Origin of the sequence: Mycobacterium sp. SMC-4, assembly GCF_025263265.1 — a bacterium.
GTDB lineage: Bacteria > Actinomycetota > Actinomycetes > Mycobacteriales > Mycobacteriaceae > Mycobacterium.
This window is the reverse complement of sequence record NZ_CP079869.1, coordinates 4,156,191-4,170,355: the sequence shown is the minus strand read 5'-3', so window position 1 is coordinate 4,170,355 and position 14,165 is coordinate 4,156,191. Positions and strand designations below refer to the sequence as shown.

General features: G+C 67.4%; 16 protein-coding genes. 10 read left to right on the top strand and 6 right to left on the bottom strand.

Features of this window, described 5'->3' with window-relative positions; genetic code table 11:
- Window positions 1-15: 15 nt before the first annotated feature.
- The gene (locus KXD98_RS19730) at window positions 16-1,014 is read right to left on the bottom strand and encodes an SGNH/GDSL hydrolase family protein (RefSeq protein WP_260765324.1); all 999 of its coding nucleotides are present in this window, start codon (window positions 1,012-1,014) and stop codon (window positions 16-18) included.
- A 226-nt stretch (window positions 1,015-1,240) separates the two neighbouring features.
- Between KXD98_RS19730 and KXD98_RS19725 the strand changes: the two genes are divergently transcribed.
- The 4 genes from KXD98_RS19725 (at window position 1,241) to KXD98_RS19710 (ending at window position 5,139) form a co-directional block, all read left to right on the top strand.
- A complete protein-coding gene (locus tag KXD98_RS19725) occupies window positions 1,241-2,311 on the top strand; it encodes an alpha/beta hydrolase (protein WP_260760010.1) in 1,071 nt (356 codons plus the stop codon).
- A gap of 29 nt (window positions 2,312-2,340) precedes the next feature.
- A complete protein-coding gene (locus tag KXD98_RS19720; RefSeq protein ID WP_260760009.1) occupies window positions 2,341-3,735 on the top strand; it encodes a cystathionine beta-synthase in 1,395 nt (464 codons plus the stop codon).
- 159 nt (window positions 3,736-3,894) lie between these two features.
- Window positions 3,895-4,377, top strand: coding sequence for an RDD family protein (locus KXD98_RS19715; RefSeq protein ID WP_260760008.1), 483 nt, complete (start codon window positions 3,895-3,897; stop codon window positions 4,375-4,377).
- Between the two features lie 27 nt (window positions 4,378-4,404).
- On the top strand, window positions 4,405-5,139 hold the full coding sequence (locus KXD98_RS19710) for an RDD family protein (protein WP_260760007.1): 735 nt from the start codon (window positions 4,405-4,407) through the stop codon (window positions 5,137-5,139).
- A 70-nt stretch (window positions 5,140-5,209) separates the two neighbouring features.
- Here KXD98_RS19710 and KXD98_RS19705 read toward each other — a convergent pair whose 3' ends face one another.
- A complete protein-coding gene (locus KXD98_RS19705; protein ID WP_260760006.1) occupies window positions 5,210-6,391 on the bottom strand; it encodes an acyl-CoA dehydrogenase family protein in 1,182 nt (393 codons plus the stop codon).
- A gap of 32 nt (window positions 6,392-6,423) precedes the next feature.
- Between KXD98_RS19705 and KXD98_RS19700 the strand changes: the two genes are divergently transcribed.
- Window positions 6,424-7,620 (top strand): cystathionine gamma-synthase, encoded by a 1,197-nt coding sequence (locus KXD98_RS19700; protein ID WP_260760005.1) that lies wholly within the window; start codon window positions 6,424-6,426, stop codon window positions 7,618-7,620.
- Here the strand turns inward: KXD98_RS19700 and KXD98_RS19695 are convergent.
- The 3 genes from KXD98_RS19695 to KXD98_RS19685 form a co-directional block, all read right to left on the bottom strand.
- Entirely contained in the window at window positions 7,617-8,282 is a 666-nt protein-coding gene (locus KXD98_RS19695) for a GPP34 family phosphoprotein (RefSeq protein WP_260760004.1), read from the bottom strand. The two genes, KXD98_RS19700 and KXD98_RS19695, sit on opposite strands and share 4 nt — an antisense overlap.
- Window positions 8,279-8,773: a transcription elongation factor GreA gene (greA, locus tag KXD98_RS19690; RefSeq protein WP_260760003.1), complete on the bottom strand. Its 495-nt coding sequence runs from the start codon at window positions 8,771-8,773 to the stop codon at window positions 8,279-8,281. The genes KXD98_RS19695 and greA overlap by 4 nt, the downstream gene beginning before the upstream one ends.
- A 228-nt stretch (window positions 8,774-9,001) precedes the next feature.
- A complete protein-coding gene (locus KXD98_RS19685) occupies window positions 9,002-9,427 on the bottom strand; it encodes a DUF4307 domain-containing protein (RefSeq protein ID WP_260760002.1) in 426 nt (141 codons plus the stop codon).
- Window positions 9,428-9,544: 117 nt separating this feature from the next.
- On the opposite strand from KXD98_RS19685, the gene mca reads away from it, so the two are divergent.
- From mca to KXD98_RS19670, 3 genes are read left to right on the top strand one after another with little or no spacing between them, the layout of a single operon-like run.
- Window positions 9,545-10,417 (top strand): mycothiol conjugate amidase Mca, encoded by an 873-nt coding sequence (gene mca, locus KXD98_RS19680; RefSeq protein WP_260760001.1) that lies wholly within the window; start codon window positions 9,545-9,547, stop codon window positions 10,415-10,417.
- Complete coding sequence (locus KXD98_RS19675; RefSeq protein ID WP_260760000.1) at window positions 10,414-10,743, top strand: hypothetical protein; 330 nt, start codon at window positions 10,414-10,416, stop codon at window positions 10,741-10,743. Before mca ends, KXD98_RS19675 begins: the two co-directional genes overlap by 4 nt.
- A gap of 40 nt (window positions 10,744-10,783) precedes the next feature.
- Window positions 10,784-11,149 carry a nuclear transport factor 2 family protein gene (locus KXD98_RS19670; protein WP_260759999.1) on the top strand — a complete coding sequence of 122 codons (366 nt, stop codon included), beginning with the start codon at window positions 10,784-10,786 and terminating at the stop codon, window positions 11,147-11,149.
- Between the two features lie 9 nt (window positions 11,150-11,158).
- On the opposite strand, the gene KXD98_RS19665 is transcribed toward KXD98_RS19670, so the two are convergent.
- A complete protein-coding gene (locus tag KXD98_RS19665; RefSeq protein ID WP_260759998.1) occupies window positions 11,159-11,899 on the bottom strand; it encodes a hemolysin III family protein in 741 nt (246 codons plus the stop codon).
- A gap of 56 nt (window positions 11,900-11,955) precedes the next feature.
- Here KXD98_RS19665 and KXD98_RS19660 point away from each other — a divergent pair, with 56 nt between their 5' ends.
- Both KXD98_RS19660 and KXD98_RS19655 read left to right on the top strand, forming a co-directional pair.
- On the top strand, window positions 11,956-12,750 hold the full coding sequence (locus KXD98_RS19660) for a (2Z,6E)-farnesyl diphosphate synthase (RefSeq protein WP_260759997.1): 795 nt from the start codon (window positions 11,956-11,958) through the stop codon (window positions 12,748-12,750).
- A gap of 2 nt (window positions 12,751-12,752) precedes the next feature.
- Entirely contained in the window at window positions 12,753-14,102 is a 1,350-nt protein-coding gene (locus KXD98_RS19655; RefSeq protein ID WP_260759996.1) for a hypothetical protein, read from the top strand.
- Window positions 14,103-14,165: the final 63 nt, after the last annotated feature.

Here is a 14,165-nt window from a genome sequence, read left to right as displayed (position 1 = left end):
GAACTACGAACGAACCTAGCTGGCACTCGCGCCGACCGGCGCGGGCACCCTCCCTTGTGCAAACCCGGGGACCGCACCCACCACCGGCGCGGGCACGCCTGTCGACCGCCGCCACAACCGGGTCGCGCCGATGACCCACCCCAGCAGTGAACTGCGGTCACCCGAGCGAGAGACCAGGGCGGCCTCGGGCGGGTTGCCGGATTGGCATTCACCCAATGCCTGACACAGCGCGGGCAGGAGCTGCTTGCCGGCCAGCGAATAGCCGGCCGCCGAGGGATGGAACATGTCCTCGGAGAACAACAGCTCCGGCGTCTTGTAGAAGTGCGGGGCCAGCAGGTCGGCGAACGGCACCGGCACACCGCCTGCCCCGCGCACCGCGGCCGCCTGCGCGCGGGCCAACCGCAAACCGCGAGCCCGCACCCACCACCGCAGAGGCTGCGGGATCGCCTTGATGACGCCGAAATCCGGGCAGGTGCCGACCACAACCACCGCTCCGCTGCCGCGGAGCCGAAGTACGGCCTGGCCGAGACGGCGCGCCGACGGGCCGACACCGTTGGGCCGGGTGATGTCGTTGGCGCCGATCATGATCACCGCGGCGTCGGGAGGACGGCCGGCGACGAACATCGCATCGATCTGCCCCGACAATCCCTTGGAGGTTGCGCCGACGATCGCCTTGGTGCTCAGTCGGATGCGTTTGCCGGACTCCTCGGCCAGGCCGCGTGCCAGCAGCACCCCGGGCACCTGCTCGGCGTCGGTGCACCCGTAGCCGGTCGCTGTCGAATCCCCGAAGATCATCAGGTGTAGGTCGAACGGCACGTCACGCTGCCAACGCTGCACCGTCGCGCCACCGGGGGTGTAGACGCCGTCGGCGCGGGGTGGAACATCCCAGGCTTTCGGGATGACCTGACGGGCCTTGTCGGCCTGCCCGGTCAGCAGATTGCGGGCGCCGACGTAGGCCGATCCTGTCGAGGCCAGAGTGGCGACCGCCCAGAAGAAAACCGATCGCCGCGGTATGCGACCTCGAGGAGCATCACTGGCGCTGCCCACGCCCGCCAGTCTAGGTGGGATCCAGGGGTTTATCGCGCGCCGAAGCCGCGTGCCGGTCACAGTGCGGTATCAACACCAGTAGTAATTTTGTTTAACCCATTGTGATAATGGTTACACGTGCCAAGCTAAGTTACGAGATGGTCTGAATAACTTGGCTTATCCCGGCACTACAACGGCGTAGGAAGTGGTGGCGATGACGGCACCGAGCAAGGCCCCCAGTACCGCTCATCTTGGCGTTCGTCCAGGTAGAGGCCTCAAGCCGCGCCGATTTCCGGTCAGTGACGGTGCTCCGGTCGAGGTGGTGGAGGACGGTCCCAGCGTCGCCGGACGCATGCTCGGGCTGGCTGCATCCCTGACGATCAAGCCGTTCCTCACCGTGGGCAGCTACGCTCCGAAGCTGCCGTGGCCGTGGGGGTTGGTCGACTTCGCGGCCCGTGTGCTCAAGCCGGCCCCGGGCACGGTCCGCGCCACCATCTCGCTGCCGCACTGCAACGCCCAGCTGGTCCGCGCCGCGGGCGTACTGCCTGCCGACGGCAACCGCAGCGTCATCCTCTATCTGCACGGCGGCGCGTTCCTGACGTGCGGCGTCAATACCCACGGCCGGCTGGTCACCGCACTGTCCCAGTGTGCCGATGCCCCGGTGCTGGTGGTGAACTACCGGATGATCCCCAAGCACTCGGTCGGCACTGCGCTCGACGACTGCTTCGACGGCTACAAGTGGCTGCGGGAGCTCGGCTACGAGCCGGATCAGATCGTGCTGGCCGGTGACTCCGCCGGTGGCTACCTCGCGCTCTCGCTGGCCGAGAAGCTGCAGGCCCAGGGCGTCGATGGCTATCACGGCGAGACTCCGGCAGCGGTGGTGACCATGTCGCCGCTGTTTGAGATCGGCAATGAAGCGCGTGCCGACCACCCCAACGCCCGCACCGACGCGATGTTCCCGGCCAAAGCATTCCACGCGCTGGTGGAGCTCATCGAGGTCGCGGCGGCCAAGCGGACCGTCGACGGGCAACCCGAGCAGGTCTACGAGCCGCTCGACCACATCGAGCCCGGTCTGCCCCGCACGCTGATCCACGTCTCGGGGTCGGAGGTTCTGCTCAGCGATGCGCGAAAGGCGGCGCGTCTGCTCGCCGCAGCCGGCGTGCCCGTCGAGGTGCGCGTCTGGCCTGGTCAGATGCATGTTTTCCAGCTCGGTGCGCCGATGGTGTCGGAAGCCAACCGGTCATTGCGGCAGATCGGCGACTACATCCGCGAGGCCACCTGGTAGTCGATCGGCCGGCCTGACACGATGTAGGCATGCGCATCGCCCGGCACATCACTGAGCTCATCGGCAATACACCGCTGGTGCAGCTGAATTCGGTTGTTCCGGCCGGGGCCGGGATGGTCGCGGCCAAAGTCGAGTACCTCAACCCCGGCGGCAGCGCCAAGGATCGGATCGCGATCAAGATGATCGACGCCGCGGAGGCCAGCGGTGAACTGCGCCCTGGCGGCACCATCGTCGAACCCACCTCCGGTAATACCGGCGTCGGTCTTGCATTGGTTGCCCAGCAACGCGGCTACAAGTGTGTGTTCGTCTGCCCCGACAAAGTCGGCGAGGACAAGCGCAACGTGCTGCGGGCCTACGGCGCCGAGGTTGTGGTGTGCCCGACGGCCGTGCCGCCCGACCACCCCGACAGCTACTACAGCGTGTCCGACCGGCTGGTCAACGAGATCGACGGAGCGTGGAAGCCCGACCAGTACTCCAATCTGATGGGTCCGCAGAGCCACTACGAGACCACCGGCCCGGAAATCTGGGCCGACACCGACGGCAAGGTCACCCACTTCGTGGCCGGCGTCGGAACCGGCGGAACCATCACCGGAGCGGGCCGCTACCTCAAGGAGGTTTCCAACGGTCGCGTCAAGGTGATCGGCGTCGACCCGGAAGGCTCGGTGTACTCGGGCGGCTCGGGTCGGCCCTACCTCGTCGAGGGCGTGGGCGAGGACTTCTGGCCGTCGGCCTACGATCCGTCGGTCCCGGACGAGATCATCGCGGTCTCCGATGCCGATTCCTTTGAGATGACCCGGCGGCTGGCGCGCGAGGAAGCCATGCTGGTCGGCGGTTCGTGCGGCATGGCCGCAGTCGCAGCGATCCAGGTCGCCGAGCGGGAGGGACCCGACGCGCTGGTGGTGGTGCTGCTGCCCGACGGTGGACGCGGCTACCTGTCGAAGATCTTCAACGACGAGTGGATGTCGTCCTACGGGTTCCTGCGAAGTCGCCTCGACGGGACGGTCAGGGAGTCGACGGTGGGTGACCTGATGCGCGGCAAATCGGGGGCGCTACCCGATCTGGTGCACACCCACCCGTCGGAGACGGTGCGCGACGCGATCACCATCCTGCGCGAGTACGGGGTCTCCCAAATGCCGGTAGTGGGTGCCGAACCGCCGGTGATGGCGGGCGAGGTTGCCGGCAGCGTGTCCGAACGCGAACTTCTCTCGGCGGTGTTCGAGGGGCGGGCAAAGCTCGCCGACGCGGTCGCCCAGCACATGAGCCCACCGCTGCCCCTGGTGGGTGCGGGTGAGCTGGTCAGCAGCGTGGCCAAGACGCTACGGGAATGTGATGCGGTCATGGTCGTCGAGGAAGGCAAACCGGTCGGTGTGCTGACCCGTCACGACCTGCTGGGTTACCTGTCCAGCGAGACAGCCCGGACCTGACGTCGACGAGGCAAACCAAGATCAACAACCTGCGCGAAAGCGCTGCGTGCAGCGTGCGCTCAGGTAGGGTAAGCACGCTGTTTCGGGCTGAGATTTCTCGGGAAGGCGTCCATGACCGATCGACCGTCACCGTCAGGCGACCGTTCGTCGAATACGGTTGTGGCGCTGCCGAAGGAGTCCTACACACCGTGGACGACCCGGGTACTCGCCCAGGTGATCGACATGGTCCCGGTGGTGATCGCGTTCGGTATCGGCTGGGGCGTGCTGAGAGGCACCACCGCGACCGAATGTCTCACCGATCGGTCGCAATCGGAGTTCGGCGAGGTGTGTGTCACCGGCACGAGCGGCCTGGGCCAGCTGGCGATGGCGGTGGCCACGCTCGCCGTGTTCGGATATCTGGTCTGGAATTTCGGGTACCGGCAGGGCGCCACGGGTTCCAGCCTGGGCAAGTCGATCACCCGGTTTCGGGTGGTCAGTGAAAAGACTTGGCAGCCCATCGATTTCGGACTGTCGATACTGCGCCAACTAGCCCACGTCATCGACGGGGCAATCTGTTACGTCGGTTACCTGTTTCCGCTGTGGGATACCAAGCGCCAGACGATCGCCGACAAGATAATGACCACAGTCTGCGTACCGCTGTAGACACCCGACACGACATCAGGAGCGACCATGACAGACAATCCAGCAGGGCCCGGGGGAACTCCGCCGCAGGGTGGTTACCCGCCCCCAGGCAACTACCCTCCTCCGCCCCCCGGGTCGCAGCCCACGCCGCAGGGCGGATATGCACCGCCGCCGCCTCCGGGTGGGTATCCGCCTCCGCCGCAGGGCAATTACCCGCCCCCGGGTGCTTTCCCGCAGGCGCAGTACGGCGGTGGCCCGCCGCCGCAGGGGGCAGCCCTGCCCAAGGAGGCCTACACGCCCTGGCATTACCGGGTGGGCGCGTGGTTCATCGACAACATCCCGGTGTTCATCATCGCCGGTATCACCCAGGGCATCGCCTTCGGCACCGGCGAGAACAACTGCGTCACCTACAACGGCGGCGTCGAGTGCACGTCGCAGCCCACGGCCATCGGGACGACCGTCTCGCTGCTGGGTTCGCTGCTGATGCTGGCCTACGTCATCTGGAACTACGGCTACCGTCAGGGGACCACCGGCTCGAGCATCGGAAAGTCGGTGCTCAAGTTCAAGGTCGTCAGCGAAAAGACTTGGCTGCCTATCGGTTTCGGGCTGTCGATCGTTCGTCAGCTGGCGCACATCGTCGACACCATCATCTGCTACATCGGCTACCTGTTCCCGCTCTGGGACGGCAAGCGTCAGACGCTGGCCGACAAGATCATGAGCACCGTCTGCGTCCCGCTCAACCCGCAGCCGCTGCCCCCGGGTCCGCCGCCGCAGCAGTACTGACGGCCAGTGCGCGAAACTACGGTTGTCGACGGCACTGCGAAAACGTCGTCGGCAACCGTGGTTTCGGCGCCTACCGGAATGCGCTGACGCCGGTCAATGTCTCTCCGATGACCAGCTGGTGCACTTCCGAGGTCCCTTCGTAGGTCAACACCGACTCGAGATTGTTGGCGTGCCGCATCACCGGGTATTCCAACGTCACCCCATTGGCGCCCAACAGAGTTCGGCACTGGCGGGCGATCCCGAGCGCCTCCCGGACGTTGTTGAGCTTGCCGACACTGACCTGCTCGGGACGGATTCGGCCGTCATCCTTGAGCCGGCCCAGGTGTAGCGCCAGCAGCTGAGCCTTACCGAGCTCCACGGCCATGTCGGCGATCTTGGCCTGCGTGAGCTGATATCCGGCCAACGGTTTGTCGAAGACCTCGCGGCTGCACACGTAGTCGATCGTGGCCTCCAGGCAGTCGCGGGCGGCGCCCACGGCGCCGAACACAATTCCGAACCGGGCCTCCGACAGGCAACTCAGCGGACCCTTGAGACCTTCGGCTCCGGGCAGTCGGGCATCCTCGGGCACACGCACGTCGTCGAGGCTGAACTCCGAGGTCACCGAGGCGCGCAGCGACAACTTATGGGTCATCTCCCGGGCACTGAACCCCGGGGTGGAGGCCGGCACCGCGAAGCCCAGCACGTGTCCGCCCGGTTCGCGCGCCCAGACGATCGCCACGTCGGCGACCGAGGCGTTGGTGATCCACATCTTCGAACCGTTGAGGATCCAGTCCGACCCGTCGCGTCGTGCGGTGGTACGCATGCCGCCGGGGTTGGAGCCGAAGTCCGGTTCGGTCAGCCCGAAGCAGCCGATCAGCTCACCGGCGGCCATCCCGGGCAGCCACTGCCGACGTTGTTCCTCGCTGCCCCAGCGGTGAATGGCAAACATCGCCAGTGAACCCTGCACCGACACCAGGCTGCGCAGGCCGCTGTCGACGGCCTCCAGCTCCTGGCACACCAGGCCGTAGGCGGTCGCGGTGGAACCCCCACAGCCGTAACCGCTCAGGTGCATGCCGAGCAGGCCGAGTTTGCCGATCTCGACGGCGAGCTCGCGGACCGGCACCTGACCGGACTCGAACCACTCTCCGACGTACGGACGCAATCGTTGTTCGCCGAACTGTCGCACCATGGAGCGCAGATCGCGGTCCTCGGCACACAACAGCGAGTCGAGGTCGAGCAGGCTTTCGATCGGGGTGTTCCCAGCGCTGGACATGACCAAGTTCTACACCGCTACCCTGGGCAGCCATGGGCGAGCAGCGCAGCGCGAGCGATCACTACCGGAGCTATGGGTTCGCGACCAAGGCCATTCACGCCGGTTACCGGCCTGATCCGGCCACCGGTGTGGTCAACCCGCCGATTTATGCCAGTTCGACCTTCGCCCAGGACGGCGTCGGCGGCCTGCGAGGCGGCTTCGAGTACGCCCGCACCGGCAACCCGACCCGATCGGCCCTGGAGTCCGCGCTGGCCGCGGTCGAGCAGGCGTCCTACGCTCGCGCGTTCAGCTCCGGCATGGCGGCCACCGACTGCGCGCTGCGCGCGGTGCTGCGCCCCGGCGACCACCTGGTGATCCCCGACGACGCCTACGGTGGCACGTTCCGGCTGATCGACAAGGTCTTCGCGCACTGGGGCATCAGCTACACCGCCGTGGCGCTGTCCGATCTCGACGCGGTGCGCGCGGCGGTCACCGACCGCACCAGGTTGATCTGGGTGGAAACACCCACCAACCCGTTGCTGACCATCGCCGACATCAGCGGTATAGCGGCGGTGGCCGCCGAGTCCGGCGCCGGCGCGGCGAAGGTCAGGGTGTTGGTCGACAACACCTTCGCATCCCCGGCGCTGCAACAGCCGCTGCCGCTGGGAGCCGACATCGTGCTGCACTCGACGACCAAATACATCGGCGGCCACTCCGATGTGGTGGGTGGTGCATTGGCGACCAACGACGAAGCCCTCGACGACGCGTTCGCCTTCCTGCAGAACGGTGCCGGTGCCGTCCCGGGGCCGTTCGACGCGTACCTGACCATTCGCGGGCTCAAGACGCTGTCGTTGCGCATGCAGCGCCACAGCGACAATGCCGCGGCGATCGCGGAGTTCCTCGACGGGCATCCGGCGGTTGCGACGGTGCTGTATCCGGGGCTGCCGGGCCACCACAACCACCAGGTGGCCGCGGCGCAGATGAGCGGCTTCGGCGGCATGGTGTCGGTGCGGCTGCGCGGCGGTCCGCGGGCTGCCCGTGACTTCTGTGCACGCACCGAGCTGTTCATCCTGGCTGAGTCGCTGGGTGGTGTGGAGTCGCTGATCGAATACCCGGGCGCGATGACGCATGCCTCGACGGCCGGGTCGCAACTGGAGGTACCCGATGACCTGGTGCGGCTGTCGGTCGGAATCGAGGACGTCGCCGATCTGCTCGGCGACGTCGAGCAGGCGCTGGGCTCGCTGGATTAACTCAGGCCCGCCAGCGCGGGGCGGACCGCGGCGGCGGTGACCGCAAGGTTCACTTCGGCCAGACCCGACGGTGACTCGTCGACCCAGCTGCCGGCGGCGATCTCGCCGGCGCGGGCATGCACCCAGCGCCAGCCGCGATCGTTGAGGCTCAGCAGCGCACCGAGGCCGTCGACGGCGTGCAGGACGGTGACGATCGCCGCGGTGACCGGCGCCGGCGGTTGGCGTTCGAACAGCGCAGCCAGCAGTGCCGCCCGCGCCGCGCCCGGCCGGGTGCGGTCGGTCAGCGGCAGCGCGAAGCTGCGTCGGAACCGACTATCCGACAACGGCACTCGGGCGATCTGGCCGGTCGCCTCCAAGTGCGCGACCAGTCGGTCGCGGGCATGTCTGCTCACCTTCTTCAGCGCTGGGCCCGCCGAGAGCGGCCGAGAGCGCAGCAGATCCAGCGCAGGGGCAGCGACCGGGTGGACCGGGCCGGGTGCGGCCAGAGCGATCAGCGCGCCCGGCGGTGCCGGATCACCCGTGGCGGCGGGCCGGATCCGACATTGGTAGGCCAGATCGAGCAGCACGGCGGCCGCCAACACGTGGTCGAGGCGCGGCTGGTCCAGTGCGGGCTGCGCCGACGCGTTGTCGAGCAGCAGCAGGAGCAGGTCCTCGGCGATCAACCGTGATAGGGCTCGGCACTGACCAGCGTGACCTTGACGGTGCTGCCGCTGGGCACCATGTACTGGCGGGTCTCGCCGACCTTGGCGTCGATGAGCGCGCCGCCCAACGGGGAGTTCGGCGAGTACACCTCGAGCTTGCCGTCGCTGACCCCTTCCTGGCGGGTCGCGATCAGGAACGTCTCGGTGTCGTTTTTGTCCTCGTCGTAGTAGACGGTGACCACCGAGCCGGGCAGCGCCACCCCGGACTGGGTGGGAGCCTCGCCGACCTTGGCGTTGTTGAGCAGTTCCTGCAGCTGACGGATGCGGGCTTCCTGCTGGCCCTGCTCTTCGCGCGCAGCGTGGTAGCCGCCGTTTTCTCGCAGGTCGCCCTCTTCACGACGATCGTTGATCTCGGCAGCGATCACGGGCCGGTTGGCGATCAGCTGGTCGAGTTCAGCTTTCAGCCGGTCGTATGCCTCTTCGGTGAGCCAGGTGACCTGGGTGTCGGTCATGTCGTCGCGCTCCTGTCGTTGTCGCTTCCGCGCTGTGTGCGTAAGAAGATCCCCGGGGACACGGCGCCGGGGCTGTGCTGCGTGTATTGCCGCGCGCGGACGCACCGGTCTCGGCGCCCAGATGCAGCAATACACGGCCCCAGCTGGAACCGTGTATCGCTCCATCGTAGCACCGCCGGGCCACCCGGAGTTCGGAATCTCGCTGTCTGCCGTTGGTTGCGCGCCAGGTCAGCCCGGGTAATCGAGGTAGGCCGGCACCTCGGCGCCGCACCCGTAGACGTCCCCGACGACTGGAGGTTTGCTCGTCTTCACAACGGTGGTGACCTGCACCGTTGACTCTGACGCCGGTGCCACCAACACCTCGCGCCGGCCCACCTCGTCGCCGTCGTAGGAGCGGGCCCGCACGATGCACACGACGGGCTGGGACGGGTCTTTGCGGGTGACGCTGAGGGTGACTTCGACGGTGGATTCGTCGACGAGGCGGTAACCGCCGATCTCGCCCTCGACCTCGGGGCTGCCGAGCCGGTCGAACCCGACCGCCGCGATGCCCACGCCGGCGATCACCACCAGCGCCGTCAGCAGCGCGGTGATCAATCGGCGCTTGCCGGAGCTCAGCTGCTGCCGTCCGTAGCGGGCGGCGGGACGTTCGATCATCTCGTTTTGCATGCCCGTCGGTCGGATAGGTCTACTAGGACTGGAACTATAAGGCCATCGCGACGGTTGAATCGTTGCGTGAGTGCCCGAGCGAGTGAGCAGCTAAGAGGAAACAGGTTGAGCGAACTGCGGTTGATGGCCGTGCACGCCCATCCGGACGACGAGTCCAGCAAGGGCGCAGCCACGATGGCGCGATACGTCGACGAGGGCGTGCGCGTCATGGTGGTGACGCTGACAGGTGGTGAGCGTGGTGACATTCTCAACCCCGCAATGGACCTGCCCGAGGTCCACGGCAGGATGACCGAGATCAGGCGTGACGAGATGGCCAAGGCGGCGCGGATCCTCGGTGTCGAGCATCACTGGCTCGGCTTCGTCGACTCGGGGCTGCCCGAAGGCGATCCGACGCCGCCACTGCCGGAGGGCTGTTTCGCCCTGGAGCCGCTGGAGGTGCCCACCGAGGGGCTGGTGCGGGTGGTGCGCGAGTTCAGGCCCCACGTCATGACCACCTACGACGAGCACGGCGGCTATCCGCACCCGGATCACATCGCCTGCCATCAGGTCTCGATTGCGGCCTACGAAGCAGCCGCCGATCACCGGCTGTATCCCGAGGCCGGGGAACCGTGGAGCGTGGCCAAGCTCTACTACAACCACGGATTCCTGCGGCAGCGGATGCAGGTGCTGCAGGACGAGTTCACCAAACACGGCGAAGAGGGGCCGTTCGGCAAGTGGCTCGCCAGCTGGGACCCCGACGAGGATCTGTTGGGCAAGCGGGTGACCACGCGGATCGAGTGCGCGAAGTACTTCCCGGTCCGTGACGAGGCGCTGCTGGCGCACGCCACCCAGATCGACCCGAAGAGTTTCTTCTTCACCACACCTATGGAATGGCAGCAACGCCTCTGGCCGACTGAGGAATTCGAGTTGGCGCGCTCGAGGGTCCCGGTGCGGTTGCCCGAGAGCGACCTGTTCGCCGGAATCGAGGGACGCCCATGAACGATGTGCTGATGACGGGTCTGCAGCTCGTCACCGAGGTACTGGCACAGGATGAACCGCGCCAGACCGGCCCGGATTTCGGTAAAGCCAGCCCGTTCGGGTTGACGATCGTGGTGCTGCTGCTGATCGGTACCTTCGTGCTGGTGTGGTCGATGAACCGGCACCTGCGCAGGCTGCCGAAGTCGTTCGACACCGACACCGACACCGACGAGGACACCGGCAAGGGCGCGGCGCCGGGGGACACCGGTGCCGGCAATTCCCGCGGTGCCGACCCCGACCTGTCGACCGGGTCACCGGCCGACGGCGTGCAGCGCGACCCGGACTGATCTGCTGTCGGGTCGCGGGGCGTTGTGTAGCCTGCCGCACATGAGCTTTGAGCCCGACGCCCTGCAGAAACTGGTCACGCGTTACCTCGACACCGTCGCCACCGGCACGGCCGACGATGTCGCCGCGCTCTATGCCGAGGACGCCACGCTCGAGGATCCGGTGGGCGGCGGCGAGGTGCACATCGGCCGCCAGGCCATCGCCGGGTTCTACAAGAACGCCGAAGGTGCCGAGCTCAAGACCGAGCTGCTGTCGTTCCGCGCAGGTGGCCACGAGGCCGCATTCGTCTTCGCGATCACCGTGGGGACGATGCGGATCGAGCCGATCGAGGTGATGGCGTTCAACGCCGACGGGCAGATCACCTCGATGAAGGCATACTGGGGCCCGCAGAACATCACCCAGCTATAGCGAAGCCGCTCAGAATACGGCGAACCACATGGCGACGTAGTGGCAGATCGCCGCCACCGCGGTGCACGCGTGGAAGAACTCATGGTGGCCGAACGTCGTCGGCCACGGGTTCGGCCACTTGAGCGCATAGAGGACACCTCCGACGCTGTAGAGCACGCCGCCGACGATCAGCAGCACGACCGCGGCCACGCCCGCGCCGTGGGCGATGGGCCCGATGAACCACACCGCGACCCAGCCCAGCAGGATGTAGAGCGGCACGCCCAGCCAGCGCGGTGAGGACGGCCACAGCATCTTCAACGCCACCCCGGCCAATGCGCCGCCCCACACGATCCAGAACAACGTCATGCCGTCGCGTTCGGGCAGCGCCAGCAGCGCGAACGGCGTGTAGCTGCCGGCGATGAACACGAAGATCATCGAGTGATCGGCGCGCTTCATCCACTTGCGTGCGGTAGCCGACGTCCAGTTGACCCGGTGATAGACCCCGCTGACGGCGAACATCGCCACGATCGTCAGGGTGTAGATCAGCGTGGCGATGCCGGCCCGCATCGACTCCAGCGACCACGACACGGCGACCAGCGCCGCGCCGGCGATCACCGCGATGATCGCCGAGTACACATGGATCCAGCCGCGCAACCGTGGTTTACCCAGGAAGTGGGCGACCCCGTCAGCGACGGCCTCGGGCAGATCTTCGGGTTCCCAGGGCTCCCGCGGTGAGTCGGCGGTGTACCACGGTTCGAGTGATGTCGGCATATCACCTCCGCTGAGCGGCTTTGGGGCTTCCGGCGCCAACAGTAGTCTGGACGATCGTGGACCTCATTCCGCGGCGCCTCAAAGGGCCGGCGTATCGGCTCTACGAGATGCGTCTGCGTCTGGGGTTGTCGCCGTCGCGTTCAGAGCTACCGCGTCACATCGCGGTCCTGTGTGACGGGAACCGCCGCTGGGCCCGTGAAGTCGGCCACGACGACGTCAGCTACGGCTATCGGGCCGGCGCCCGCAAGATCGCCGAGATGCTGCGCTGGTGTGACGAAATCGGCATCGAGATGGCCACTGTGTATCTGCTCTCGACGGAGAATCTGCGGCGCGAGCCCGAAGAACTCTCGGCGCTGATCGAGATCATCACCGAGGTGGTCGAGGAGATCTGCGCGCCGGCCAACCGGTGGAGCGTTCGCACCGTCGGCGATCTGGAGCTCATCGGCGAGGAACCCGCGCGCCGGTTGCGTGACGCGGTGTCCTCGACCGCTGATGCCCGCACCGCCTCCTTTCACGTCAACGTCGCCGTCGGCTACGGCGGGCGCCAGGAGATCGTCGATGCGGTGCGGGCGCTGCTCAGCAAGCAGATCGCCAACGGCGCCACCGGCGAGCAACTCGTGGAAGCTGTTACCGCCGAGGCGATTTCGGAGAATCTTTACACCTCCGGCCAGCCGGACCCGGATCTGGTGATCCGGACCTCCGGCGAACAACGGCTGTCGGGCTTTCTGCTGTGGCAGAGCGCGTACTCAGAGATGTGGTTCACCGAGGCCTACTGGCCGGAGTTCCGTCGCGTCGACTTCCTGCGCGCGGTCCGCGACTACAGCGCCCGGCACCGCCGCTACGGGCGGTAACCATGGTGGTGCTCTCGGCTGTGGTGTTCACCCTGAGCTGGTGGCTGGGGCTCTACCTGCTGGCCCGCGATCCCCGCAAGCCGGTGCTGGTTCTGGCCGCCATCGGGCTGATGAGTTTCGCGCTGGTGGTGGCGCTGGACGAGGTGCGGCTGATGGCCTCGTCGGACGTGCTCGGTGCCGTGGAGATCTATCTGGTTGCGGTGCCGGGGGTGGCGTGGTTCGCGGTGCTGCTGGAGCTGTCCCGTCCGCGCGACAGCTGGCGCAACCGTTCCCGGGACGCCGGGTTGGTCGCTGGGGTCGCGGTGCTGGCGATCTGCGGCGCAACCCTGGCAGGAGACGTCACTGGACCGCTGCGGCTGGGGCACTGGGTGCTGTTCGCGGCGGTGTCGGTGCCCTCGCTGGCGGCCATGGCCCACGCGGTGATCCGGCGTTCCCAGCCCGGTCCGGTCGTGGTGTTCGTGGTTGTCGCGACGCTGTTCTTCGCGCTCGGCAACGCCATCCTGGTCATACCGCTGGGCCTGGTACCGAGCGGACTGGCGTTGGCCGCCACCGGTTTCGATGTAGCGCTGCTCGGCGTCGCGGTGGCGATGGGGGACGCGTTCGACGAGGGCCACGCGCTACGTGCAGACATGCTGCGCTCGGTCGCGGCCACACTGGTGGTGGCGGTGCTGTTCGGCGGCCAGGTGTTGATCGCGTCAGCCGTCGCGGGTCCGAGCGCCACACTGACCGTGCTGCTGTTCACCAGCCTGGCGGTGGCCATCGCGATCAACGTGCTGGCCGACCCGCTGGCCGGATTCCTGGACCGGTTGGCGTTCGCACGGTCCCCGGACCTGCGCGCCGACCGCGCTGCGCTGCGCGGCACCGAGGCGGCACTGCCGCGCCGGGCCGCCAACCCGCTCGACGACATGGACGAGCAGACATTCATACGGGTCACCCGGCGCGCACTGAGCCACTACGGCGACCTGTCCAAGCTGGTGGCCAGCCCGCTGACCGCGCTTCCCGTCATCGACGAGCGGCTGGCACGCCGCGGCGCCCCGGACCAACCCCTGGAACGCGCCACCGAGCTTCGCTCGCTGCTGGCTGAACGAATCGCCGTGCTCAAGCCGCGCGACGGTGCCGACTTCGGCACCACCGAGCAGTGGCGGCACTACAACGCGCTGTATTTCCCGTACGTCGTCGGGGTGCGGGCCTATGCGCAGAACGCAACCGCCGCCGGGTTGGACCCGGTGGCCCGGCAGGCGTGGCACTGGTTGGTCAGCGACGTGCCGCAGCGTTCGCTGCACAACTGGCAGAACGCCGCGGCGCGGGTGATCGCCACGGATCTGCGCAGCACCGCCGCCGCCCCGCGGTAGCGCTGACCTGCGGTTGGCAGCGTTTGGCAGCGATCGTCGTCGATCTGGCAGTGGGTTTCTCGC